Below are 24489 nucleotides of genomic sequence, written 5' to 3'. Positions count from 1 at the left end.
GTTCTGTGACTTGTGGGGTGGTGGCTTACGGGGCAAGTGCCGGCATCACAGCCCCAGGTAGGCGCGGCGCAGGTCGTCGCTGCGCAGCAAGTCGGCGGGGGCACCCGAGAAGCGGATGCTTCCGTTCTCCATCACGTAGGCGCGGTCGGCGATTTCGAGGGACTGGCCCACGTTCTGCTCCACCAGCATCACCGCGAGACCGGTGGAGCGCAGCTGCCGGATCAGACCAAACATCTCTTCGACCAGCAGTGGCGACAGGCCCAGCGAGGGCTCGTCGAGGATGAGCAGGCGCGGCTCGGCCATCATTCCGCGGCCAATGGCCAGCATCTGCTGTTCGCCACCGCTCATGGTGCCGGCGAGCTGCAGGGTGCGCTCCTTCAGGCGCGGAAAGATGGCAAACACCTTGTCGATGTTCTCGGCGCGGCGCTCGCGCGCCCGGGTGAAGCTGCCGAGCGCCAGGTTCTCCATCACGCTCAGGTTGGGGAATATCTTGCGGCCTTCGGGCACCTGAATCAGACCCGCCTTGACGACCTCGGTGTAGTGGGCGCCGCTGAGGTCGGCCCCATCAAACGCCACCTTGCCCGCCCAGGCCTTGTAGATGCCGCAGACCACGTTGTTGAGCGTGGACTTGCCCGCGCCGTTGCTGCCCAGCAGCGCCACAGTCTCGCCGGGCTGCACCTGCAGGTCCACGCCCCGCAGCACTTCCACCCGGCCGTAGCCGCCGCGCAGGCCGGTGATCTCCAGCAAAGGGGCGGTGCTCATGCGGCCTCCTGCGGTGCGGCGGCGCGCAAACGGGCGGCGGTGCCGTGGCCGAGGTAGGCCTCGATCACCCGCTCGTCCGAGGTGACCTGCGCGGGGTTGCCCTGCGCAATGAGCTGGCCCTGGGCCAGCACCCACACATGCTCGGCCAAGTTCATCACCGCCTGCATGACGTGTTCGATCATCAACACGGTCACGCCACCATCGGCAATGCCGCGCACCACGGGAATCATCTCGGCAATCTCCTGGGGGTTGAGGCCAGCCAGCACTTCATCGAGCAGCAGCAGGCGCGGCCGGGTGGCCAGGGCGCGCGCCAGCTCCAGGCGCTTGCGGCCGGCCACCGTGAGGTCGGCCGCAGGTTTGTCCAGCTGCGGGGCCAGGCCTACGCGGGCCGCCACGTCGCTCGCCAGCCCCAGCGCGGCACGGCGGCTGGGCTCTTTGAGGTGCGCGCCCACGGCAATGTTTTCGCGCACGGTCTGCGCTGCGAAAGGCTGCACGATCTGGAAGGTGCGCGTCATGCCCAGCCGGGCGTTGAGGTGCGGGGCCTGGCCCGTGATGTCCTGGCCCGCAAAGCGCACGGTGCCTGTGTCGGGCCGTACAAAACCTGACATCAGTGCAAAGAGCGTCGTCTTGCCCGCGCCGTTGGGACCGATCAGGGCGGTCAGCGAACCTTCTGGCACCGACAGGCTCACGTTTTGCACGGCTTTCAGGCCGCCGAAGGATTTGCTCAGCCCGTTGAGCTGCAACAGGTCATTCGCCATGGCGGCCTCCCGAACGTTTCCACACCGCCACCACCGACTGCCCGATGCCCGCAATGCCACGGGGCAGGAACATCACGATGAGCACCAGCACCACGCCGTAAATCACCATGTTGATGCCGGGCAACTGGCCAAACAGGTTGCGCGTGACGTCGGCCAGGATGTGCAGCACCAGCGCACCCAGCACAGGGCCCCAGACGGTGCCAATGCCACCCACGATGGCCGCCACCAGGGCCTCCACCGACGTGACCGAACCGTAGGCAATGCCTGGGTCGATGTACTGGAACACCTGCACATAGAACGCCCCGGCTGCCCCCATGAAGCCGCCCGACAGGGCAATGGCGCCCATCTTCACGCCGAAGGGATTGACGCCGATGGCGCGCGCTGCGTCTTCGTTGTCGCGCACGGCCTGCAGCCAGGCACCAAAGCGCGAGTTCTTGAGCCACCAGCTGACCAGCAGCGCCAGTGTGACCAGCGCCAGGATCAGGAAGACAAAACCCTTGCGCGATCCGAACTGCATGTTGGAGAGCGACTCCTTGAGCGGCAGCATCAGCCCCACACCTGCGCCGGTGAACGGCACCGACAGCGCCAGGATGCGAAACACCTCGGCAAAAGCCAGCGTGACCAGCGCAAAGTACGAGCCCTTGAGTCCGTAACGGAACGACAGCCCGCCCACGAACAGCCCCACCAGCGCGCTGCCAGCCACCGCCATGGGCAATGCAATCCAGGGATTGATGCCCCCTTGCATCTGGGCAATGGCCTGTATGTAGGCGCCCGTTCCGAAGAACAGTGCGTGCCCGAACGAGAACTGACCGCCAAAGCCCCCGAGGATGTTCCACGCCTGCGCCAGCAGCGCCGCGTAGAGCGACATCATCACGAAGTTGAGCAACACGCCGGAGTCGGAAAACGCCGCGATGGCCGCCACGACGACGGCAAACAATCCAATGCTTGCAAGCTGCTTCATGCCTTGGCTCCAAACAAGCCCTGCGGGCGGAACAGCAACACGGCGATAAAGATGGCAAAAATGCCGATTTGGCCCAGCGATTCACCCAGGTACAGGCCGCCCAGCGACTCCACCACGCCGATCAGCAGACCACCCACCAGCGCGCCGGTAAAGCTGCCCATGCCGCCCAGCACCACGATGGTGAACGCCACCAGCACAAAGCCGCTACCCACCTGCGGGTTCACGTAATACGCTGGCAGCAGAAAGCAGGCGGCAGCACCCAGGCAGGCCAGACCAATCCCAAAGCTCATGGCATACACATGGTCCACATTGATGCCCATGAGCTTGGCACCGTGCTTCTCCTTGGCCACCGCGCGGATGGCGCGGCCCAAGTCGGTGCGGCCCACGATCCACAGCAGCACGGCCGACACCACCAGCGCACCAGCAAAAGCGACCAGCTTGGGCAAGGCGATCATGGCGGGCCCCACCGCCACGGTGGTGAGGGTGTAGGCCGTCTCGATGGTGCGCGTATCGGATTTGAAGAACAGCAGCGCGAGGTTTTCCATCACGATGGAAATGCCCAGCGTGACGAGCAGGATGTTTTCGTCCTTGCCGTGGCTGGCGCGGTTGATGACCAGGCGCTGCAGCGCATAACCCAGGGCGAACATGCCAGGGACCAGGATGGGCAGCGCCAGATAGGGGTCGAGCCCGAAGTGCTGCTTGAGCAGGTACACCGCGTACAGCGCCAGCATCAGCGACGCACCGTGCGCGAAGTTGATGATGTGCAGCACGCCGTAGATCAACGTGAGCCCGAGCGCGATGAGGGCATACACCGCGCCCGTGGTCAGGCCGTTGAGGACCGACGGAAAGAGGATGCTGAGGTCGAACATGGAGGGAATGGGCGCTAATCAGACAAAGGCGCGGCCTGGCGCCTCGGTGCGAGGCGCCCCGCAGCCCCTGCGATCAGGGCTGAAAAGTGGTGGGTGTCAGGCCTTCAGCGGGAAGAGCGGGTCCGCTTCGCGGTAGTCGCGCGGGATGATTACCTTGATGTCTTTGTTCAACACCTGGGTCATCAGCGGCTGGGCGCCCTGGTTCTGCCCGGCCACGAACTTGGTGGGCCCGTACGGCATGATGTGATCGGCAAAGGTGCTCTTCTCCAGCGCGTCGATGAGGGCCGCGCGGTCCATCGACTTGGCGCGCTCCAGCGCATCGGCCAGCAGCCACATCGAGGTGTAGGTCATGAACAGCTCGTAGCTGAAGAACAGGCCCTTGGCTTCGACACGCTTCTTCAGGTCCTGCGCGCGCTTGTCCTTGGGGTTGAACCAGTGGTTGCAGTCAATGATTCCGTTGGCTGCGTCCGGAAACTCCTTGACGAACTTGTAGCTCGACGCCGCTCCGCCGAGCACCGAATAGATGGCCTTGGGCGTGACCTTTTGCTGCTGCATGGTGCGCACCAGCAGCGCGTACTCGTTGTAGTAGTTGGCGGGGATGACGATGTCGGGGTTGATCGCCTTCATGCGCAACACGATGTTGTTGAAGTCACGCGTGGGGTTCGCGTGTTTGACGATCTCCTTGACCTCGTAGCCATAGCCGGGCAGCTCGCGCGCCAGCAACTGCGCGGTGCCGGTTCCAAAGAGCGATTCCTCGTGGATGATCATCACCGTCTTGGCAGGCTTGCCTGCGGCGGTGTTCAGCACATGCAGGTTGGCCACGGCCGTCTCGGCGCACTTCTTGTAGCCGGGGCCAAAGCGGAAGGTGTTCTTGAGGCCGCGTTCCACGATCTGGTCCGCCACGCCCACATCCACGATGTGGGGCAGGTTGTACTTGGCGGCGGCCTGCGTGGTGGCCAGGCAGATGGCCGAGGCAAATGCCCCCACCACGGCCGAAACGCCCGCTTCGTTCATCTTCTCCACTTCGGCTGCACCGGCCTGGGGCTGCGACTGGGCATCGCCCAGCAGGGCTTCGAGCTTGGCGCCGCCCAGGGCCTTGAGGCCGCCGGCCTTGTTGATGTCCTCGATGGCCATCATCGCGCCTTCACGGCATTGCTGGCCCGAATAGGCCAGTGCACCAGTCACGGGGTGCAGCACCCCCACCTTGACGGCCTTGGCCTGTGCCCCTCCCACCAGGGGGAAGGCCAGCGCCGACGCGGCGGCGGCCGACTGGGACATGAAATGGCGGCGAGTACTCATGGGCATTCTCCTGGCAGGTGGTTTTAGTGGGGGGATGAGGATCGGGTCAGTGGAACTGGGCCGACAGCTCTTTGCTGACCCAGACCTTGGCATCGATGCTGCCCACGCGGGACAGCTGCATTTCGTATTCGTAGCGGTCTGGCCGGTACAACCCGTGCAACCATTGCACCGGGCGCTCCTGGTCGTCATAAATGAGGCGGCGCACGGCCAGCAGGGCCGAGCCCACCGACACATCGAGGTGCCGGGCCACCACGGCATCGGCCAGCTTGGCGGAAATGGTCTGGTGGGCACGGCCCACCTTCACGCCGGATTCTTCGAGCAGCACCAGAATGGGTTTGCGCGCCAGCTCGCGCCGTCCGAACTGGCGGGCGATGTCGGCGGGCACATAAGTGGTGATATGGGACAGCGGGCCCTCTTTGGTGCTGCGCACACGCACCGCTTTTTGCACGGCGTCGCCCACCGCGATGTTCAGCGCACCGGCCACGGCACGGGACGCCGTGACCGTATCCACATCCAGCACCTTGACCGAGGTGCGCAGGCCCATGCTGACCAGGTTCTCCAGCAAACCGGTGAGGTGCGCACGGCTGACATCGCTATCGCCCTCCGCGCCACCGGTGCTGGCTGGAGCGGGTGGTACCGGGCGGGTGCCCCGGCCGGGTTCGCGGGAGATCATGCCCTCGCCTTCCAGCAGCTCCAGTGCACGGCGCACCGTCACCCGCGCCACGGCGAACTGCCGCATCAACGCCATTTCACCCGGAAGGCCATCGGCAAACCGGCCCTCCTGCAACTGCTCGCGCAGCACCAGATAGATCTGGTGGTACTTGGGCAAAGGCAGGTTGTTGGAGGGCATGGGGGTCATATTAGGAATAGTTCTAATGTCCTGTCAATAAGACATTTAACTCTCAAATCGGCCATCGTGCGGACATTTGTGGCGCCGGTGCGCGGCACCGGACGCACGCAACCACCGTGCCAGCGTCGATGGGTAGGCAATGCCCTGAGGTGAACCCAACCCTCTTTTTCAATGTGTGTGACAAGGCCGCATTGACGCTGTAACGGGCATTGGCTATATTACTAACCAGTCAGTCATTAAAAATCCCTGGTTTGACCCCTACCCCTTCGCCCTCCACAGCCGCCACCAGCACCAAACGCGAGCGCCGCAAGGAAGCCCGCCCAGGAGAACTGCTGGAGGCCGCGCTCGACCTGTTCGTCGAGAAGGGGTTTGCCGCCACACGGGTGGACGAGGTGGCAGCGCGGGCCGGAGTGTCCAAGGGCACGCTTTTCCTATATTTCCCCAGCAAGGAAGAACTCTTCAAGGCGGTGGTGCGCGAGAACATCGGCGGGCGCTTTGCCGAGTGGAACGACGAGCTGGAAAGCTTTGTGGGCACCACCAGTGAGGTGCTGCGGTATTGCTACCAGGTATGGTGGGAGCGCATTGGCGCTACCAAGGCGTCCGGCATCACCAAGCTGATGCTGAGCGAGGCGCAAAACTTCCCCGAAATCGCCCAGTTCTATCAGCACGAAGTCATTCTGCCGGGCCAGGCGCTGGTGCGCCGTATCCTGGAGCGCGGCATTGCACGCGGCGAGTTCCGCACCGTGAACCTGGACTACGCCGTGTACCTGGTGCTGGCGCCCATGATCTTTCTGATGTTGTGGAAGCACTCGCTCGGCGCCTGCGTGCCCGACTCGCTGGACATGACACCCGAGCAGTACATCGAGACCCAGGCCGACAACATCCTCCACGGCCTGTGCGTGCGCCCCGAGGCGTCCGCAAGTACGAGCGCCAGTCACGATCCGCTGGCTGGCACTCAGTCCCCCCCCTCTTCTCCCCCCCCCTCCTCCAAGCGCTCGCGCACATCCTGACCATGAAACGCTGGATTCCCTGGATGGCTGCGGCCGTCGTTGTTGTGCTGCTCGGTGGTGGCGTGTGGCGGGCCATGGCGGCGCGGCAGGCGCAGCAAAAGGCCTTGGCCGAGGCATCCACCCAGCGCGCCGAGGCACCGCTGCAACTGGCGGTCGATGAGGTCGTCACCGTGCAATCGTCCCAACTACAGCTGGGTGTGCCGGTATCAGGCTCCTTGCGGGCGGTGGACTCGGCCATGGTGAAGGCCCGTGTGGCTGGCGAGCTGCAGGGCCTGACCTTGCGCGAGGGCGATACCGTCAAAGCGGGCCAGGAAATGGCCCGGATTGACCCCACCGAAGCCCGCGCACGACTGCGCCAGGCCCAGCAGCAGGCCGATGCCGCGAAGTCGCAGGTGGACATCAACCAGCGCCAGTACAACAACAACCGCGCGCTGGTGGACCAGGGCTTCATCTCTGCCACAGCACTGGTCACTTCGCAGGCCAGCCTGGAGGCTGCCCAGTCCAGCTACCAGGCCGCTGTGTCGGCTGCCGACGTGGCCCGCAAGGCGCTGGAAGACACCGTGCTCAAGAGCCCGATCAGCGGCTTGGTCGCGCAGCGCCTCGCCCAGCCCGGCGAGCGGGTGCCTGTGGACGCCCGCATCATTGAAGTGGTGGACCTGTCCCGCCTAGAACTCGAAGCCCTGCTCACCCCCGCCGATTCGCTGGCCGTGCGCGTGGGCCAGAAGGCGCAACTGACGGTCGAAGGCGCTGCGGCCCCGGTGCAAGCGACGGTGGTGCGCATCAACCCCAGTGCTCAGGCGGGCAGCCGCACGGTGCCGGTCTATCTGCGGGTGGAGCAGCCCTCCCAAACCGCCAGCCTGCGCCAGGGCCTGTTCGTGCAAGGCCTGCTGACCACCGGCAGCGCCCAGGTGCTGACCGTGCCGCTGGACGCCGTGCGCACCGACAAGCCCGCCCCGTACTTGCAGACCATCAAGGACGGCCGCGTGGCCTATGCACCGGTGCAGACCGGAGCCCGCGCGGTGGTCAACGGGCAGACCCTGGTGGCTGTGGATGGCGTGCCTGTGGGCACCACCGTCATTGCGGGCCGCATGGGCTCGCTGCGCGAAGGCACGCGCGTGACCGCAGCGCAGGCCGCTGTCGTGCCCCAGACCTCCGCGCCTGCGCCTGCGCCCGCGCAAGCTGCCTCGCGCACGACACCCTGAGCGGGCTGACGCGCCATGTGGTTCACCAAAGTCAGCCTCAAAAACCCCGTGTTCGCCACGATGGTGATGCTCGCCATCGTCGTGCTGGGCCTGTTCTCGTACCAGCGCCTCAAGGTCGATCAGTTCCCCAACATCGACTTCCCGGTGGTGGTGGTCACCGTGGACTACCCGGGCGCATCGCCTGAAATTGTCGAGAGCGAAGTCACCAAGAAGATCGAGGAAGGCGTCAACTCGATTGCGGGCATCAACGCCCTCACCTCCCGCAGCTATGAAGGCACTGCGGTGGTCATCATCGAGTTCCAGCTCCACATCGACGGGCGCAAGGCGGCCGAAGACGTGCGCGAAAAGGTGGCCACCGTGCGCCCCCTGCTCCGCACCGAGGTCAAGGAGCCGCGCGTGTTGCGCTTTGACCCCGCCAGCCGCGCCGTCTGGTCGCTGGCCGTGCTGCCCGACGAAAAATCAAATCGCAGCGCGGTGGAACTGACCACCTGGGCCGAGCAGATCCTGAAAAAACGCTTGGAAAACGTGCGTGGCGTGGGCGCGGTGAACCTGGTGGGTGCCACCAAGCGCGAGATCAATATCTACCTGAATCCGCAGGCCCTGGAGGCCTTTGGCGTGACGCCCGACCAGGTGGCCAATGCCGTGCGCAATGAGAACCAGGACCTGCCCGTGGGCGCGATCCGGTCGCTGGCGCAGGAGCGCGTGGTGCAGATCGACGCGCGCATGGAGCGGCCCGAGGACTTCGGCAAGATCATCGTCGCCCGCAAAAACGGTGCGCCGGTGCGCCTGGACCAGGTCGCCCGCGTGAACGACGGCGCGCAAGAGGTGGAAAGCCTGGCGCTTTACAACGGCCAGCGCACGCTGCTGCTGTCGGTGCAAAAGTCGCAGGGCGAGAACACCATCGAGGTGGTGGACGGCCTGAATGCTGCGGTGCTGGAACTGAAGAACCAGCTGCCGCCTGGCGTGCGGCTGGAGACCATCGGCGACAGCGCCCGCCCCATCCGCGTGGCGGTGAACAACGTGCGCCAGACGCTGATCGAGGGGGCCATCCTCACGGTGCTCATCGTGTTCCTGTTCCTGAACTCCTGGCGCTCCACTGTCATCACCGGGCTGACGCTGCCCATCGCGCTGATCGGCACGTTCTTGTTCATGAACATGTTCGGCTTCACCATCAACATGATCACGCTGATGGCGTTGTCACTGTGCGTGGGCCTGTTGATCGACGACGCGATCGTGGTACGCGAAAACATCGTGCGCCATGTGCAGATGGGCAAAGGCGCCTACGCCGCCGCCATGGACGGCACGCAGGAGATCGGCCTGGCTGTGCTGGCCACCACGCTGTCCATCGTGGCGGTGTTCATGCCCATCGGGTTCATGGGCGGCATCATCGGCAAGTTCTTCCACGAATTTGGCATCACCATCGTCGCGGCGGTGATGATCTCGATGTTCGTGAGCTTCACGCTCGACCCCATGCTGTCGAGCATCTGGCACGACCCCAGCATTCATGCGCACGGCCACAAGACGGCGCCTGTCACCTTCTACGACAAGACCATTGGCCGCGTCACTAGCTGGTTTGACCGCGCCACCGATGCGCTGGCCGAGGGCTATCAGCACATCCTGCGCTGGTCGCTGGTGCACAAGCTGGCCACCATGGCGATTGCCCTGGCGGTGTTCGTGCTGAGCGTGGCCATGGTGCCGCTGCTCGGCACAGAGTTCGTGCCCAAGGCAGACTTTTCTGAAACTACGCTGAACTTCTACACCCCTGTGGGTTCTTCGCTCGAAGCCACCGAGGCCAAGGCCAGGCAGGTCGAGGCCATCCTGCGCGAGATGCCCGAAGTGCGCTACACGCTGTCCACCCTCAACACCGGCAACGCCCAGGGCAAGATGTACGCGAGCATCTATGTGCGGCTGGTGGACCGCAAGGACCGCAGCCGCAGCGTGGATCAGATGTCCGACGTGCTGCGCGAGCGCCTCAAGACCGTGCCCGGCATCACCGTGACCCATGTGGGGCTGCTGGACGCCGTGGGTGGCCAGAAACAGGTTGAGTTTTCGCTGCAGGGGCCCGATCTGCGCGAGCTGGAGCGCCTGACCAAAATCGTCACCGAGAAGATCCGCGACATCCCTGGCCTGGTGGACCTGGACACCAGCGCCAAGCCCGACAAGCCCGTGATTGCGCTGGACGTGAAGCGCGAAGTGGCGTCCGACCTTGGCCTGTCGGTGGCGCCCATGGCCGCATCGCTGCGCACGCTGGTGGCAGGCACCACCGTGGGTAACTGGCGCGCGCCCGACGACCAGACCTATGACGTGAATGTGCGCCTGGCCCCTGAGGCGCGCACCGCCCCGGCTGATCTGGAGCGCCTGTCCTTCGCACTGACGGCCACCGATGGCACGACCCGCATCGTGCGCCTGAACCAGGTCGCCAGCGTCACCGAGTCCACCGGCGCCAACCAAATCAACCGGCGCGACCTGACCCGCGAAGTGGCGGTGAACGCCAACGTATCCCAGCGCTCGGCGGGTGAAGTGTCGAACGACATCAAGAAGGCGCTCGACACCGTGACCTTCCCACCCGGCTACCGGTACCAGTTTGGCGGCTCCACCAAGAACATGGCCGAGTCGTTTGGCTACGCCATCTCGGCGCTGGCCATGGCCATCATCTTCATTTACATGATTCTGGCCAGCCAGTTCAAGAGCTTCCTGCAGCCGCTGGCGCTCATGACCTCGCTGCCGCTCACGCTGATCGGCGTGGTACTGGCGCTCATGATGTTTCGCTCCACGCTGTCGATGTTCTCGATCATCGGCGTGGTGATGCTCATGGGTCTGGTGACCAAGAACGCCATCTTGCTGGTGGACTTTGCGATCCGCGCCCGTGAGGAGCATGTGAACGACCAGGGCCAGACCGTGCCCGGCCTGCCCCGCGCCGACGCGCTGCTGCTGGCGGCCCGGGTGCGGCTGCGCCCCATCCTCATGACCACGCTGGCCATGATCTTCGGCATGGTGCCGCTGGCGTTCGCGTTGTCCGAAGGCGCGGAACAGCGCGCGCCCATGGGCCAGGCGGTGATCGGTGGGGTCATTACCTCTTCCCTGTTGACCCTGGTGGTGGTGCCTGTGGTGTATTGCTATATGGACGACTTGGCCCAGTGGGCCCTTCGCAAGATGGGACGCGCCCCGGCAGCGCCTAAAATCGAAGGTTTGTCCTGATCGCCCCGATCGGCCTTGCATCTGCCCCACGGAGAAATCCCATGAACCTGCCCCTGAACACGTCCGCCAACATCAGCGACCCTGTCGCACAGGCCCGCTACAACATGATCGAGCAGCAGATCCGTCCCTGGAACGTGCTCGACGCCGACGTGCTAGACCTGCTGGCCGTGGTGCGCCGCGAAGACTTTGTGCCCCCGGCCTACCGCAGCCTGGCCTTCATGGACATCGAAGTGCCCCTGCTGGGCGATGACGCCGAAGAGGCCGTGCGCCTGGGCCACAGCATGCTGCAACCCCGCGTGGAAGCGCGCATCCTGCAAGACCTGCAAATCAAGCCCACCGACCGCGTGCTCGAGATCGGCGCAGGCTCGGGCTACATGGCCGCCCTGCTGGCCGCACGCGCAGAGCGCGTGGTGTCGCTCGAAATCAACGCAGAACTGGCCGAAATGGCCCGTGAGAACCTGCGCGATGCCGGCGTCCAGAACGCCGATGTGCGCCAGGGTGACGGTGCCCGCGATGCGATCCCGGACGGTCCGTTCGACGTGATCGTTCTCAGCGGCTCCGTGGCCGAGGTGCCCAGCCACCTGCTGGCCCTGCTGCGCGACGGTGGCCGCCTGGGCGCCATTGTGGGCGGCGAGCCCGTGATGCGTTTCACCCTGACCCGCCGCACCGGCGACCGCTTTGAGACCACGGCGCCATGGGACACCATCGCGCCGCGCCTGGTGAACTTCCCCGAGCCTTCTGGCTTCACGTTCTGACCCCTGCCCTTCGGTTGTCTTCGGAGTTTTGCATGATCGATCACGTCCGCCCCGCCCAGCTGTCTGCCTGGTTTGCCGCCGCCCCGGAAGGCAGCCAACCCCTGGTGCTGGACGTGCGTGAACCCTGGGAGCTGCAGACCGCCAGCGTGCGCGCCGACGGGTTTGAGCTGGTGGCCATTCCCATGGGCGAGCTGCCCGCGCGGTTGGCCGAGCTGGAGCCCGCTCGCCAGGCACAGCGTCCTATTGCCTGCCTGTGTCACCACGGCGCCCGCAGCCTGCGCGTGGCCTCGTTCTTGCAGCACCACGGGTTCGAGCATCTGGCCAATATCACCGGTGGCATCGACGCCTGGTCGCACGAAAGCGACCCGGCGGTGCCGCGCTACTGACGCGCATGGTGTGGATGGACCGCACTTGTCGCGCTGTGGCCCCCGTGCTGCCCGCTGATGCTCGCTCCGATTCGATTCGCAGACTCTTCCGAAGGACCCCCCGATGACACCGTTTAGGCCCTTGTCCCTGTCCATCCTGTCCCTGGCGCTGGGTGCGGCACTGTGCGCGCCCGCCCAGGCCCAAAGTCTGCTACAGCTGATGGAATCGGCCCGCAGCTACGACACGGCCTGGCAGTCGGCGCGTGCGCAACTCGACGCCGCAGCTCGCCGTGCCGACCAGGCGCGTGCAGGACTGCTGCCGTCGGCCGCACTGACGGGCGGCCTCAACCGCTCCAACGTGGAGCTGAGCAAACCCAGGATCGAGAACACCGGTACGGCGCAGACGGTGGGCATCAACGCGTCGCAGCCGCTGTACCGCCCTGCCAATCGCATCACGCTGGAGCAAGGCCAGCGCGGTGTGGACGTGGCCCAGGCCCAGCTCGATGCGGCCACGCAAGACCTGCTCGTGCGGGTGAGCCAGGCCTACTTCGATGTGCTGGCGGCACAAGACACCCTGGCCTCTGTGCAAGCCCAGAAGGCGGCTGTGTCCGAGCAACTGGCCGCCGCCAAGCGCAATTTTGAGGTCGGCACCACCACGGTGACCGATTCGCGCGAAGCCCAGGCCCGCTACGACCTGGTGATTGCCCAAGAGATTGCCGCCGAAAACGACCTGCGCGTGAAACGCCTGGCACTGGACCAACTGGTCGGCATCACCGGCACCAAGCCCCAGCCGCTGGCCCTGCCCGTGCAACTGCCCAGCGTGTTGCCCGACAACCTGGCCACCTGGGTGGACACCGCCCGCGACCAGCAGCCCGGCGTGCGCCAGGCCGCCATCGCGCTGGACATTGCGCGCCTGGAGACCAAGAAGGCCGAAACCGGCCACCTGCCCACGGTGGACCTGCAGGCGGGCTACAACGTCACGCGCAACCTGCACGGCACCATCACCTCGCCCGGCGTCACCTCCCGCAGCAACGCGGCCAGCGTGGGCGTGGCCTTGAACCTGCCGCTGTTTGCAGGCTTTGCCGTGCAAAACCGCGTGAAGGAAACCCTGGCCCTCGAAACCAAGGCCGAGGCCGACTTGGAGACCGCCCGCCGCAATGTGGCGCAGGCCACGCGCGCCGCGTTCTACGGCGTGCAGTCCGGCCAGGGCCAGGTACAGGCCCTCGAAGCGGCCGAAGCCTCCAGCCAGAGCGCGCTGGACGCGAACAAGCTGGGCTACCAGGTGGGTGTGCGCATCAACATCGACGTGCTCAACGCCCAAAGCCAGCTCTACCAGACCAAGCGTGACCTGGCCCAGGCCCGCTACAACGTGCTGCTGGGCGGGCTCAAGCTGCGCCAGGCAGCCGGCACGCTGTCGCAGCAGGACGTCGAAGCGGTCAACGCGCTGCTGGTCAAATAGCTTTAGCCCTGCACCCCACGCCTGGGTGCATCCGGTTGTTGAACCGCTGAAGCCTAGTGCAGGCCCCCCTCGGGCTGCACCATCGCCACAATCTCGCGGGCCGTGGCCTGTGCAGCACCCCGGTGTGTGGCCGCAAACCGGGTGGCGCGCTCGCTGGCCTCGTGATGGGCTTGGGCATCCTGCGCCAGTGCCGTGGCCTGCGCCATCCCTTGCGCCAGGTCGGGCACCCGCTGTGCGGCACCTGCCGCGCACGCCAGTTCTGCCGCCTCGGCAAAGTTGAAGGTGTGCGGGCCCAGCACCACGGGGCAACCGCAGGCGGCGGCTTCGATCAGGTTCTGGCCGCCCAGCGGGGCAAAACTCCCGCCCAGCAAGGCCACATCGGCGAGGCCGTAGTACAGCGCCATTTCGCCGATCGAGTCCCCCAGCCACACGTCGGCAGCCACAGGCGCTGCCGCCCAGGTGCTGCGGCGCGACACCGAGAGGCCTGCGCGCTGCAGCAACTGATGGACCTCGTCAAACCGCTGCGGATGGCGCGGCACGATCAGCCATTGAACCGCAGACTGTTCCGCACCGGTTGCTTCACTATTGATAGCAACTTCGGCTTTTTCCACTAGCGCTTGAGGCGGGTTTTGCCGTATTTTCTGGATCTGCTCCAGCCACATGGCCTCTTCGCCCTCGCGGCTGCTGGCCAGCAAGACCACCGGGCGGCCGGTGCGAGCGCGCCACTGGTGACCGCGCTCCAGCAGCTGCGCATCGGGCACCACATCGAACTTGAGATTGCCCAGCACACCCCGCACCGGCGCGCCGATGGCCGCGAGCCGCGTGGCGTCCTCCTGGGTCTGCGCCCAGACGGCAGTCAAACCGCCATAGGCAGGCCGCGCCAGGGCCGACAGGCGCTCGGCCTTGCGCAGTGAGATCTCGTTGAAGCGCGCATTCGCCAGCACCAGAGGAATGCGCCGTTGCCGGCAACCCGCCACCAGGTTGGGCCACACCTCGGTTTCCATCAGGACGCCGATGGCCGGACGGAACTTGCGCAGGAACCGTCCCACGGCGCCCGGTGTGTCCCAGGGCTGCCACACCTGCACGTCGCCCGGCAGCAGCAGCTTTTCGCCCTCGGCCCGCCCCGTGGCAGTGCCGTGGGTGAGCAGCAGACGCATGCCCGGCAACTGTTCGCGCAACTGGGCCAGCAAGATGGCGGCCGCCCGGGTTTCGCCCAGCGACACGGCATGCACCCACACAAACCGGCCGAGCGGGTCGCTGCTGCTGTGAGGCATCAGGCTGTCAATGGGAGTCGGGTACCGGCCAAAACGCTCGCCCACCGCATAGGCATAACCGGGCTCCGCCACCGCACGGCGGCGCAGCTTGCGGCGCAGCAGCGGCTGGGCACCCCAGGTCAGCAGCGAATACAGGGCCCGCGCGGCGTTCATGCGGGCACGGGCAGGCTGAGCACACCACCCGCCCAGCCGCTGTCGCTGCGCGCCGCCCAGACGATGCAGGGCGCGTCTTCGGGTGCGGCCGCCACACAACGGCCACCCGGCGCCCAGAACGCACTGCGGCCCGCACTGACGTAGCCGCCCGAGGTGCCGCTGTAGTTGGCCGCAAGCACGGCCATGTCGTGGTCGCGCGCATAGCCTTGCAGCATGGTCGATTCCACTGCGTAGGCCTTCTCAGAAATCAGCACGCCCGCCGCATACAGCGCCGCGCCAGCGCCACGGGCGGCCTGTGCGTGCTCGGGGTGGGTGATGTCAGCGCACACGGCCAGTGCCGTGGGCTCGCCCGCTATCAGTTGCACCTGAGCGTCCTGCGTGCCCGCGCTGGCAAATGTCTCTTCGCTGCTGTGCAGATGGCGCTTGCGGTACAGCGCCACACTGCCGTCGGGCCCCAGCAGCCAGGCGCCGATGGCGGGCAGCGCGCCTTCCCCCTCGGGTACGGCCGGGGCGCCCACCACCAGGGCCACATGGTGGCTTTGCGCGGCCTGCCTCAGCGCAACCAACGCGGGGTGGTCCGCCGTCAGCACATGGTCGGCGATCAACGCCGGTTCATACCCAATGAGCGACAGCTCCGGGAACTGCAGCAGTTGCACGCCCTGGTGGGCAGCGGCCCGCACGCAGGCCAGGTGCGTTTGCAGGTTGCGCTGCACGTCTCCGGGCGCCGACGGCGTCTGGGCGGCAGCTACGCACAAAGGGGTGGAGAGCGAAAGCATCGTGCAGGGGGCTGGCAATCAGTGGCTGGCCGCGCCCACATGGGCATCCGGCTTGACCCGGTGCAGCAACGCCAGCATGGCAGCCTCGATACGGGCCAGCGCCTCGGGCGTGTGGCCTTCAAAGCGCAGCACCAGCACCGGCGTGGTGTTGCTGGCGCGGATCAGGCCGAAACCGTCCGGCCAGTCCACGCGAAGGCCGTCAATGGTGCTGATGGCGGCAGGCGCAGCAAAGGCCTCTGCGGCCAGGGCTTGCAGTTCGGCCGTGAGGCGGTGTGGTTCTCCCTCGGCACACGACACGTTGAGTTCGGGCGTGGAGAAGCTGGTGGGCAACGCGTTCAGCACCGCGCTTGGATCACTGCTGCGGCTCAAAATTTCCAGCAGGCGGCAACCCGCATAGGTGCCGTCGTCAAAGCCATACCAGCGCTCCTTGAAGAAGATGTGGCCGCTCATCTCGCCGCCGAGGGGAGAGTTCGTCTCCTTCATGCGCGCCTTGATGAGCGAGTGGCCAGTCTTGAACATCACGGGCACGCCACCGGCCGCCGCAATGGCGGGGGCCAGGCGCTGGGTGCACTTCACGTCAAAGATGATCTCGCCGCCGGGTACACGCGACAGAACGTCCTGGGCAAACAGCATCATCTGGCGGTCGGGGAAGATGTTGGTGCCGTCCCGTGTCACGATGCCCAGGCGGTCGCCATCGCCGTCAAAGGCCAGGCCCAGCTCAGCGTCGCTGGTCTTCAGGGCTTCGATCAGGTCGCGCAGGTTTTCGGGCTTGCTCGGGTCGGGATGGTGGTTGGGAAAGTTGCCGTCCACCTCCGAGAACAGTTCGGTCACCTCGCAGCCCAGCGCACGGAAGATGGCGGGCGCCGACGCGCCGGCAATGCCGTTGCCGCAATCCACCACGATCTTGAGGGGGCGGGCCAGCTTCACATCCCCCACGATGCGCTCGCGGTAGGTGGGCAGCACATCCACATGCCGCACCGAGCCGCCAGGCAGCAGCTGCCAGCTTTCTTGCTCCATGGTGCGGCGCAGGGCCTGGATTTCGTCACCATAGATGGCGCGACCGTTCAGCACCATCTTGAAGCCGTTGTAGTCCTTGGGGTTGTGGCTGCCCGTGACCTGGATGCCACTGTTGCACAGCGTGCTGGCCGCAAAGTACAGAAGGGGTGTGGTGACCAGGCCCACGTCGATCACCTCGATGCCCGCCTCCACCAGCCCCTGGATCAGCGCCGCCGACATGGCGGGGCCTGACAGGCGCCCATCACGCCCCACCGCCACGGTGGTCTGCCCTTCGGCGCGTGCCGCCGTGCCAAAGGCCCGGCCCAGGCCCAGGGCCACGTCTTCGTTCAGGGTGGACGGCACGATGCCGCGGATGTCATAGGCTTTGAAGATGGCGGGTGTCGGTTGCACGCAGGGGGGCCTTTCGCAGTGGGGTTGAAAAGTCCGCTGCATTGTAGGCGCCGCCTTTGGGGCTTTTTCCAGCCCGTGCGGCATGCCCGGCCTGGCCTCCGGTCGCGGCCGAAGGCATAGGTCCGAAAACAGCCAGTAGCGCGGGGCCAGACTCCTATGATCTGGCCCATGACCCTGAACGCCCCCCACCCCACCCCCACCGCCGATGCGGCCTCCGACGAAGGCCGCTACCTGGCACTGCAGGCGCGGGATGCGCGGTTTGACGGGCATTTTTTCACCGGAGTGACCTCCACCGGCATCTACTGCCGCCCTGTATGCGCCGTGCGCACGCCCCGGCGCGAGAACTGCCGGTTTTTTGCGCTGGCGGCCCAGGCCGAAAGCGCCGGGTTTCGCCCCTGCCTGCGCTGCCGGCCCGAGCTGGCCCCCCAGGCGATGGTGTGGTCGGTGCAGGACGCCAGCGGCATTCTGGTGCAGCAAGCCGTGCGTCTGCTGGATGCACCCGACCTCTGGCCCACACCGGAGGCTCCCGGCGAGGGCAGCGCCACCGTGGCCCGTCTGGCCGAGCGGCTGGGCGTGAGCGACCGGCATCTGCGCCGCATTTTTGAGGCAGCCCTGGGCGTATCGCCCCTGCAATATCTGCAGACGCGGCGGCTGCTCACGGCCAAGCAGCTGCTCACCGACACCACCATGCCCGTGACGCAGGTGGCACTGGCCAGCGGGTTTGCCAGCGTACGGCGGTTCAATGCAGCCTTTGTAGGCCACTACGGCCTCAACCCCACCCAGTTGCGGCGCAACGGCGCGGGCAGCGCCGCAGCGGGCACCGGGCGCACCGGCGCCGTGCGCCTGGCGTGGCGCCCACCACTGGACGTAGCGGCGCTGCTGGCGTTTTTTGAGAAGCGGCAGTTCCACGGCGTGGAGTGCGTGGTGCAGGGCGCGGACGGCCCCGGCCTGCGCCGCACGGTGCGGCTGCGGCATTCCGTAGCGGCTTGCGCTGGCATGCCGCAAGAAACCACCGGCTGGCTGAACGCCCGCTTTGACGTGGCGCGCCGCCAGGTGCTGCTGCAGACGAGCGACAGCCTGTACCCCGTGCTGCCGCTGGTCATCCGCCGCGTGCGTGCCATGCTGGACCTGGACGCCGACCCCGCCGCCATCAACGCCGTGCTGCACCCGGACTTCCCGGACGGAGACGGCCTGCGCGTACCGGGGGCGTTCGACGGGTTCGAGCTGGCAGTGCGCGCCGTGCTGGGCCAGCAGATCACCGTGGCGGCCGCGCGCACGCTGGGCCAGCGGCTGGTGGAGCGGCTGGGCGAGCCCATCGCCACGCCTTGGCCCGAGCTGCACCGGCTGTTCCCTACTGCTGCCACCCTGGCCCGCGCCGATGGCGACACCTTGGGCCAGCTGGGCATCGTGCGCCAGCGGCAGGCGGCCATCGTGGCGCTGGCGCGCGCGGTAGACAGCGGCGCCCTGGCCCTGCATGCGGGCGCCGACGTGCCCAGCACCACCGCCGCCTTGTGCACCCTGCCCGGCATTGGCGACTGGACGGCGCAGTACATCGCCATGCGGGTACTGCGCTGGCCCGACGCCTTCCCGGCCGGCGACGTGGCGCTGCACAAGGCGCTGGGGGTGCAGCAGCACAAGAACCCGGCACGCGCAGCGCAAGAGGCTTCGCAAGCCTGGCGCCCCTGGCGCAGCTACGCGGTGCTGCGTGCCTGGGCTGCCGGGGGCACCGGAACGGCATCTGCCCAGCCCAACGAAACACAGTCACTTCAAAAACAATAGCAAAGCAGGCAATCAACACTAGCGCCTGGCACGGATTTCACTCAAAAAACCGACACACCACCTCTCTGGAGACCTTCCGGCATGCAGTTTCACCCCCTCACCGTGCAGGCACGGGCAGATACCCCGCTGGGCCCTGTGCGGCTGGCCGCCTCGCCCACGGGCCTGTCGGGCGTCTGGTTTGAAGGCCAGCGCCACGAGCCCACCGCCCAGTTGCATGGCCCCGGTGCCTGGGCCTTCGCTCCAGGCAATCACCCCGTGCTGCAAGAGGCTGCGCGCCAGCTGCAGCAGTATCTGGACGGGCAATGCCCGCACTTCGACTTGCCGCTGGACCTGTCGGGTGGCACGGCCTTTCAGCAATCGGTGTGGCATGCGCTGCTGCAGATTGCCCGGGGCCAGACCACCAGCTATGGCGCGCTGGGCCGCCAGCTGGGCAACCCCAGCGCTGTGCGGGCCGTGGGTGCGGCGGTGGGCCGCAACCCGGTGAGCGTGGTGGTGCCCTGCCACCGCGTGCTGGGTACCGATGGCAGCCTCACGGGGTATGCAGGCGGCCTCGATCGCAAGAGGGCTTTGCTGACGCTGGAGAATGCAACCCTTTTTGCTACCCCAACCCACCCCATGAAGGCCTTCGCATGAACAGCCCCGCCACCCGGCCCGTCTCGACCTGGATCGGAGAATTCATCCTGCTGGCCGCACTGTGGGGCGCGTCGTTCCTGTTCATGCGCCTGGGCGCGTCCGACTTTGGCCCCCTGCCAACCGCCGGACTGCGGGTGACGCTGGCTACGGTGTTCCTGTGGCCCATCATGCTGCGCCAGGGGCACTGGCCCGCGCTGCGCCAGCACTGGCGGCCCATCCTGTTTGCGGGCGTCATCAATTCGGCGATTCCGTTCTCGCTGTTCTCCTGGGCGGTGCTGCACATTGCCACGGGCTTGACCTCGATCCTCAACGCCACCGTGCCGCTGTTTGGTGCCCTGATCGCCTGGGTGTGGTTGGGCGACCGCATCAACCGCCTGCGCTGGGTGGGGCTGGCACTGGGTTTTGTGGGCGTGGCCCTGCTGGCCTGGCGCGCACCAGCCGGCACCGGGTTCAAGACCGACCACGCTCAATGGGCCATTGCGGCGTGCCTGCTGGCGTCGGCGTTCTACGGCGTGTCGGCCAGTTTCGCGCGGCGCCACCTCACGGGGCTGCCGCCGCTGGCCACGGCTGCGGGCAGCCAGCTGGGGGCCGCGCTCGGGCTGGCCCTGCCCACGTTGTGGCTGTGGCCGGCCCAGATGCCGGGCCCGCGTGCCTGGGCCGCCATCGTGGCCATTGCGGTGCTGTGCACCGGCATCGCCTACATCCTGTACTTTCGCCTGATTGAGCACGCAGGTCCCAGCCGCGCGCTGGCCGTGACTTTCATCACCCCCGTATTTGCCGTGCTGTATGGAACACTCTTCCTGGGCGAGACCATCACGCCGTGGATGGTGGGCTGCGCGCTGGTGATCGTGTGTGGCACCTTGTTGTCAACCGGACTTATCAGGACGCTGTGGCCCGCCCGGCCCGCCTCAGAACAGGCCTAAACTTGACACATGGTTTTTTTATCGGGTGCATGCTTTCTGAGGAAGGCCCCATGCGGCACAGGTCGCGACATGCCCCCGCTCCTCCCGCGGGGCCGCCCGCCAGTCTTTAGCACCCCTCCAGCCTCCTTCAAGGCGTGTTCGCGACCCCAGGCCGCCCAAGGAAACCGCCATGGGTAACAACACGCTGCTGGCAGGCACCGCCGTCATGCTGCTGCTGCTGGTGCTGGTCTGGCTCTCGCCGCAGGAGTCTCTGAAGCCGTCGCGGCGCACACTGATCCTGCTGGGCGTGGCGGGGGGCGTGGCCTCCATTGCCGCGTTCGAGGCCCTGCGCTGGAACGCGCCGGAGCTGAACATCGTGGCCTACCCCACCGCCACAGCCTTTTTGGCGTTGTTCTTCGGGGTACCGGCTGCAGCCATCACCGCCTTGCTGACCTTGCAGGCAACGCTGTGGGCGGACACGTCGGCGGCCTGGCCTGCCACCACCGTGCTGGGCAGTGCGCTCGCGTCGGGCTGGGGCTGGCGAACACTGGGGGCGCGCTGGCGCTGGCCCGAATGGGCTCCGCTGGTGGGCCTGACCATCACCTTGCCGCTGGCGGTCTCGCTGGCCATGTGGGCTACCAGCTCGCGGTCGGGCGCCGGCAGCTATCTGCACTGGCACCATGGCGCGGGGGTGCTGATGCTGGGTATCGGCTGGCTGATGATTGCCGGCCGGGCCCGCGCCGAACTGGCGCGCAGTGACATCCAGCAGACACTGGGCCAGCAGGAGCGCCACCTGCGCCTGGCGCTCGACGCCCTGGGCGGCGGCCGCTGGGAATGGGCGGTGGACACGCGCCGGTTTACCTGCGATGGCCGTTTTTACGAGGCCTATGGCATCACCAGCGCTGATGCGCAGTCTCCCGACCTGTGGCAACGCTGGTACGCCCGGCGCCACCCGCTGGATGCCGAGCGCAATGCCGCCAAGCTGGCGCGCGCCATGGACGGGCTGGAGGAAAGCTACGAGGCCGAGTTCCGCGTGATGGACACACAGGGCCAGTGGCGATGGCTGATGTCGCGCGGCACCGTGGCGCGGCGCGATGCCCAGGGCCGCCCTGCCAGCCTGATCGGCATGGACGTGGACATCACGGCCCACCGCGAGGCCGAGGAAGCCCTGCAGTCGGCCGAAGCCAAATACACCACCTTCTACCAGACGCTGCCCGACCCAGCGGGAATCACCCGCATTGTCGATGGGCGCTATATCGACGTGAACCCGGCGTTCTGCGATCTGCTGGGCTTTACGCGGGACGAAGTGCTGGGCCGCACCTCGTCCGAGCTGCGCATCTGGGCCGACGAGCAGGAGCGCAAGCGGCTGCTGGACACCTACCAACGCGATGGCAAGGTGGACCGGCTGCCCCTGGTGGCACAGAGCAAGGGCGTGCGTATTCCGGGCCTGATGTCGGCCCGCTCTGTGCCGGTGAACGGCGAGAACTGCTTTGTTTTTGTGTTCCACGACATCACCGAGGCCCAGCGCACCAGCGACGAGCTTCGAGCGCTGTACAACCAGCTGCAGCAGGCCGGCCGGCTGGCACGGCTGGGCGCATGGGAAGACGAGCGCGGCAAGGGCCTGGTGTACTGGTCGGACGTGTGTTTTGACATCCACGGCCTGTCCCCCAACCAGCCGCCGCCCAGCGACTACATCGACCGCCATGTGGCCCCGCAGTACCGCGAGCCGCTGCGCGAGAAATTCCGCCAGAGCATCCGTTCGCGCACCGAGTGGAGCATGGAGCTGGAGGTCTATCACGCCGACGGCCACCTGCTGTGGGTGCGTGCGCGGGGGGAGCCGGTGATCGAAAACGGCCGCGTGGTCAAGGTGCGCGGCGTGATGCAGGACATCGACGAGGCCAAGCGCGCCGAGCAGCGCCTGCGCCAGTCCGAGGAGCGTTTCTCGCGCATCTTCCAGCTCATGCCCTACCCCATGGGCCTGTCGAGCCGCAACGACGGCCGCTATGTGGACATCAACCCCGCCTGGGTCGAGATGCTGGGCATCCCCCGCGAAGAGGCCATTGGCCGTACCGCGGTGGAGATGGGCATCTTCTCGGCCGAAGACCGCCAGCGGCTCATGGACCAGGTCAGCCAGACCGGTCAGCTCAGCGATTACGAAGTGACCCTGAACGTACGGAACGGCCCCCGGCGCACCGTGCTGCAATCCATGCGCGCCACCGAGTTCGACGGCGAGCCCTGCTGGCTGTTCTCGGTGCACGACATCACCGACCGCAAGCGCAACGAGGTCCAGGTGCGCGAGCGCGAGGCCCTGCTGTCGCTCACCATCTCCGCCGCATCGCTGGGCCTGTGGGACTGGGACCTGCAAACCGGCCTGGTGACGGGCGACCAGCGCTGGCACGCCATGCGGGGCCTGCCCGAGCCCGGTGACGACGCAGCGGCCGTGCCGTGGACCACCGCCATCGCACCCGACGACGTCGACCGCATCACCGCGGAGCTGGCACGCCACACGGCCCACCTGAGCACTCCGTTTGACGCCACCTGGCGGCTGAACCAGCCCAACGAGCCCGTGCGCTGGGTGCGCAACCTGGGCAAGATCGTCGGCTTTGACGAGCAAGGACGCCCGGCCCGCATGCTGGGCGTGGCCATTGACGTGACCCCGCAGCGCGAACAGGAGGTGATGCTGCAGCGCCTGGCGCTGTACGACGCGCTCACCGGCCTGCCCAACCGGGTGCTGCTGGCACGCAAGCTGCAGGAGGGCATGACCCAGGCCCGCGACACCGGTAAACAGCTGGGTGTCGCCTACCTGGACCTGGACGGCTTCAAGCCCGTGAACGACCGCCTGGGCCATGGCGCAGGCGACCGCCTGCTGGTGGTGGTGGCCGGGCGGCTCACCCGCGCGCTTCAGCCCCAGGACACGGTGGCCCGCCTGGGGGGGGACGAGTTCGTGATCCTCATGCCCGGCCTGGCCTCTGTGAACGACTGCGAACGCGTGCTGGAGCGCGTGATGGAAAGCGTCTCGGCCCCCTACACGCTCGACACCGAGCGCGTGGTTGTCACGGCCAGCATCGGCTGCACCATCTTTCCGCAGGACGATGCGGATGCAGACACCCTGCTGCGCCATGCCGATCAGGCCATGTACGCCGCCAAACAGGCCGGGCGCAACCGTTTTCACCAGTTCGACGCAGCCCAGGAGCGCGCCGTGCAGCTGCTGCGTGCCCAGGGGCACTACCTGCGCGAGGCCCTCGCCCAATCCCAGTTCACGCTGTACCTCCAGCCCAAGGTGGACATGCGCAGCGGTACGGTGGTGGGCGCCGAAGTGCTCTCGCGCTGGCTACATCCCGAACGGGGCCTGGTGCCACCGGGGGAGTTCTTGCCGCTGCTCGAGGGTACCGACCTGGAGATCGGCTTTGGCGAATGGGTGGCCGAGGCCGCGCTCACGGTGCTGGAGCAGTTGCAGGACCGGGGCCTGCCCATGCCGCTGAGCATCAACATTGCCGCCCAGCACCTGCAGCAACCGGGTTTTTCCGACTGGGTGGCGGGCTGCCTGGCGCGCCACCCCGGGGTGCCTGCCCACCTGGTCGAGATCGAGATCACCGAAAGCGCGGCCCTGTACGACCTGAGCGCCGTGGCCGACACGCTGAACGCCTTGCGTGCCATGGGGGTGTCCGTGGCGCTGGACGACTTTGGCACCGGCTACTCGTCGCTGACCTACCTGCGCCGCCTGCCCATGGACACGCTCAAGATCGACCAGAGCTTTGTGCACGGCATGATGGGCGACCCCGGTGACCTGGCCATCGTGCAGGGCGTCATCGGCCTGGCCCGCTCGTTCGGCTACCGGGTGATCGCCGAGGGGGTGGAAACCGTCGAACAAGGGCAGATGCTGCTGCAGCTAGGCTGCCTGCAGGCGCAGGGCTACTGCATTGCCCGGCCCATGCCGCTGGAGGCTTTCATCGGCTGGACCTCCACCTGGCAGCCGCCTGCGGGTTGGCAACGGAACCGGCCGATTTGAAAATCACCGAAATCCTGCCCTGGTGCCAGGGCGATATACCCGGGCAGCTAATTTTCTAATAGCGAGTT

The 24489-nt window shown here is 66.8% G+C and carries 19 protein-coding genes; 10 read left to right on the top strand and 9 right to left on the bottom strand.

All coding sequences use genetic code 11. The features are described 5' to 3' along the window. Positions 1-45: 45 nt before the first annotated feature. From C8C99_RS08605 to C8C99_RS08580, 6 genes are all read right to left on the bottom strand, one after another. Positions 46-762, bottom strand: a complete 717-nt coding sequence (locus tag C8C99_RS08605; RefSeq protein WP_108625483.1) for an ABC transporter ATP-binding protein — start codon at positions 760-762, stop codon at positions 46-48. Further along, complete coding sequence (locus tag C8C99_RS08600; protein ID WP_056644460.1) at positions 759-1520, bottom strand: ABC transporter ATP-binding protein; 762 nt, start codon at positions 1518-1520, stop codon at positions 759-761. Before C8C99_RS08600 ends, C8C99_RS08605 begins: the two co-directional genes overlap by 4 nt. Then, a complete protein-coding gene (locus C8C99_RS08595) occupies positions 1510-2481 on the bottom strand; it encodes a branched-chain amino acid ABC transporter permease (protein ID WP_056644457.1) in 972 nt (323 codons plus the stop codon). The genes C8C99_RS08600 and C8C99_RS08595 overlap by 11 nt, the downstream gene beginning before the upstream one ends. Then, positions 2478-3350, bottom strand: a complete 873-nt coding sequence (locus C8C99_RS08590; protein WP_056644455.1) for a branched-chain amino acid ABC transporter permease — start codon at positions 3348-3350, stop codon at positions 2478-2480. Before C8C99_RS08590 ends, C8C99_RS08595 begins: the two co-directional genes overlap by 4 nt. A 96-nt stretch (positions 3351-3446) precedes the next feature. Further along, positions 3447-4649, bottom strand: a complete 1203-nt coding sequence (locus C8C99_RS08585; RefSeq protein ID WP_108625482.1) for an ABC transporter substrate-binding protein — start codon at positions 4647-4649, stop codon at positions 3447-3449. Positions 4650-4695: 46 nt separating this feature from the next. After that, a complete protein-coding gene (locus tag C8C99_RS08580; protein WP_199226362.1) occupies positions 4696-5508 on the bottom strand; it encodes a GntR family transcriptional regulator in 813 nt (270 codons plus the stop codon). Positions 5509-5750: 242 nt separating this feature from the next. On the opposite strand from C8C99_RS08580, the gene C8C99_RS08575 reads away from it, so the two are divergent. The 6 genes from C8C99_RS08575 to C8C99_RS08550 all read left to right on the top strand — a co-directional run bounded on the left by C8C99_RS08575 (position 5751) and on the right by C8C99_RS08550 (position 13488). Next, a complete protein-coding gene (locus tag C8C99_RS08575) occupies positions 5751-6509 on the top strand; it encodes a TetR/AcrR family transcriptional regulator (protein WP_108625481.1) in 759 nt (252 codons plus the stop codon). Positions 6510-6511: 2 nt separating this feature from the next. Beyond that, a complete protein-coding gene (locus tag C8C99_RS08570; RefSeq protein ID WP_108625480.1) occupies positions 6512-7711 on the top strand; it encodes an efflux RND transporter periplasmic adaptor subunit in 1200 nt (399 codons plus the stop codon). Positions 7712-7726: 15 nt separating this feature from the next. After that, the gene (locus C8C99_RS08565; protein ID WP_108625479.1) at positions 7727-10909 is read left to right on the top strand and encodes an efflux RND transporter permease subunit; all 3183 of its coding nucleotides are present in this window, start codon (positions 7727-7729) and stop codon (positions 10907-10909) included. A gap of 41 nt (positions 10910-10950) precedes the next feature. Beyond that, the gene (locus C8C99_RS08560; protein WP_108625478.1) at positions 10951-11664 is read left to right on the top strand and encodes a protein-L-isoaspartate O-methyltransferase; all 714 of its coding nucleotides are present in this window, start codon (positions 10951-10953) and stop codon (positions 11662-11664) included. Positions 11665-11696: 32 nt separating this feature from the next. Continuing rightward, the gene (locus C8C99_RS08555; protein ID WP_055401749.1) at positions 11697-12050 is read left to right on the top strand and encodes a rhodanese-like domain-containing protein; all 354 of its coding nucleotides are present in this window, start codon (positions 11697-11699) and stop codon (positions 12048-12050) included. 103 nt (positions 12051-12153) lie between these two features. Next, complete coding sequence (locus C8C99_RS08550) at positions 12154-13488, top strand: TolC family outer membrane protein (protein ID WP_108625477.1); 1335 nt, start codon at positions 12154-12156, stop codon at positions 13486-13488. 53 nt (positions 13489-13541) lie between these two features. Here the strand turns inward: C8C99_RS08550 and C8C99_RS08545 are convergent, their stop codons facing one another. Genes C8C99_RS08545 through C8C99_RS08535 form a run of 3 tightly spaced genes read right to left on the bottom strand, consistent with a single transcriptional unit; the run spans position 13542 to position 17098 of the window. Continuing rightward, positions 13542-14915: a 3-deoxy-D-manno-octulosonic acid transferase gene (locus C8C99_RS08545; protein ID WP_108625476.1), complete on the bottom strand. Its 1374-nt coding sequence runs from the start codon at positions 14913-14915 to the stop codon at positions 13542-13544. Next, positions 14912-15691: a carbon-nitrogen hydrolase family protein gene (locus C8C99_RS08540; RefSeq protein WP_108625475.1), complete on the bottom strand. Its 780-nt coding sequence runs from the start codon at positions 15689-15691 to the stop codon at positions 14912-14914. The genes C8C99_RS08545 and C8C99_RS08540 overlap by 4 nt, the downstream gene beginning before the upstream one ends. Positions 15692-15709: 18 nt before the next feature. Next, entirely contained in the window at positions 15710-17098 is a 1389-nt protein-coding gene (locus C8C99_RS08535) for a phosphomannomutase/phosphoglucomutase (RefSeq protein WP_056644430.1), read from the bottom strand. 168 nt (positions 17099-17266) lie between these two features. Between C8C99_RS08535 and C8C99_RS08530 the strand changes: the two genes are divergently transcribed. From C8C99_RS08530 to C8C99_RS08515, 4 genes are all read left to right on the top strand, one after another. Continuing rightward, a complete protein-coding gene (locus tag C8C99_RS08530) occupies positions 17267-18877 on the top strand; it encodes a DNA-3-methyladenine glycosylase 2 family protein (protein WP_108625474.1) in 1611 nt (536 codons plus the stop codon). 81 nt (positions 18878-18958) lie between these two features. Continuing rightward, positions 18959-19510 (top strand): methylated-DNA--[protein]-cysteine S-methyltransferase, encoded by a 552-nt coding sequence (locus C8C99_RS08525; RefSeq protein WP_108625473.1) that lies wholly within the window; start codon positions 18959-18961, stop codon positions 19508-19510. Then, positions 19507-20433, top strand: coding sequence for a DMT family transporter (locus C8C99_RS08520; protein WP_108625472.1), 927 nt, complete (start codon positions 19507-19509; stop codon positions 20431-20433). Before C8C99_RS08525 ends, C8C99_RS08520 begins: the two co-directional genes overlap by 4 nt. 169 nt (positions 20434-20602) lie before the next feature. Further along, positions 20603-24421 carry an EAL domain-containing protein gene (locus C8C99_RS08515; protein ID WP_108625471.1) on the top strand — a complete coding sequence of 1273 codons (3819 nt, stop codon included), beginning with the start codon at positions 20603-20605 and terminating at the stop codon, positions 24419-24421. The last annotated feature ends 68 nt before the right edge of the window (positions 24422-24489 follow it).

This window comes from Acidovorax sp. 107, assembly GCF_003058055.1.
In the GTDB taxonomy this organism is placed as follows: Bacteria; Pseudomonadota; Gammaproteobacteria; order Burkholderiales; family Burkholderiaceae_C; genus Acidovorax.
Note: the sequence above shows the minus strand (reverse complement) of the source record. Positions and strands in the feature narration are given on the sequence as shown.

Excerpts from the sequence above, each read along its gene's own strand:
- C8C99_RS08550 (WP_108625477.1), top strand. The coding sequence starts at position 12,154 with ATGACACCGTTTAGGCCCTTGTCCCTGTCCATCCTGTCCCTGGCGCTG.
- C8C99_RS08515 (WP_108625471.1), top strand. The coding sequence starts at position 20,603 with ATGGGTAACAACACGCTGCTGGCAGGCACCGCCGTCATGCTGCTGCTG.
- C8C99_RS08605 (WP_108625483.1), bottom strand. The coding sequence starts at position 762 with ATGAGCACCGCCCCTTTGCTGGAGATCACCGGCCTGCGCGGCGGCTAC.
- C8C99_RS08590 (WP_056644455.1), bottom strand. The coding sequence starts at position 3,350 with ATGTTCGACCTCAGCATCCTCTTTCCGTCGGTCCTCAACGGCCTGACC.
- C8C99_RS08565 (WP_108625479.1), top strand. The coding sequence starts at position 7,727 with ATGTGGTTCACCAAAGTCAGCCTCAAAAACCCCGTGTTCGCCACGATG.
- C8C99_RS08555 (WP_055401749.1), top strand. The coding sequence starts at position 11,697 with ATGATCGATCACGTCCGCCCCGCCCAGCTGTCTGCCTGGTTTGCCGCC.
- C8C99_RS08530 (WP_108625474.1), top strand. The coding sequence starts at position 17,267 with ATGACCCTGAACGCCCCCCACCCCACCCCCACCGCCGATGCGGCCTCC.
- C8C99_RS08595 (WP_056644457.1), bottom strand. The coding sequence starts at position 2,481 with ATGAAGCAGCTTGCAAGCATTGGATTGTTTGCCGTCGTCGTGGCGGCC.
- C8C99_RS08600 (WP_056644460.1), bottom strand. The coding sequence starts at position 1,520 with ATGGCGAATGACCTGTTGCAGCTCAACGGGCTGAGCAAATCCTTCGGC.
- C8C99_RS08560 (WP_108625478.1), top strand. The coding sequence starts at position 10,951 with ATGAACCTGCCCCTGAACACGTCCGCCAACATCAGCGACCCTGTCGCA.
- C8C99_RS08545 (WP_108625476.1), bottom strand. The coding sequence starts at position 14,915 with ATGAACGCCGCGCGGGCCCTGTATTCGCTGCTGACCTGGGGTGCCCAG.
- C8C99_RS08585 (WP_108625482.1), bottom strand. The coding sequence starts at position 4,649 with ATGAGTACTCGCCGCCATTTCATGTCCCAGTCGGCCGCCGCCGCGTCG.
- C8C99_RS08570 (WP_108625480.1), top strand. The coding sequence starts at position 6,512 with ATGAAACGCTGGATTCCCTGGATGGCTGCGGCCGTCGTTGTTGTGCTG.
- C8C99_RS08580 (WP_199226362.1), bottom strand. The coding sequence starts at position 5,508 with ATGACCCCCATGCCCTCCAACAACCTGCCTTTGCCCAAGTACCACCAG.
- C8C99_RS08525 (WP_108625473.1), top strand. The coding sequence starts at position 18,959 with ATGCAGTTTCACCCCCTCACCGTGCAGGCACGGGCAGATACCCCGCTG.
- C8C99_RS08520 (WP_108625472.1), top strand. The coding sequence starts at position 19,507 with ATGAACAGCCCCGCCACCCGGCCCGTCTCGACCTGGATCGGAGAATTC.
- C8C99_RS08540 (WP_108625475.1), bottom strand. The coding sequence starts at position 15,691 with ATGCTTTCGCTCTCCACCCCTTTGTGCGTAGCTGCCGCCCAGACGCCG.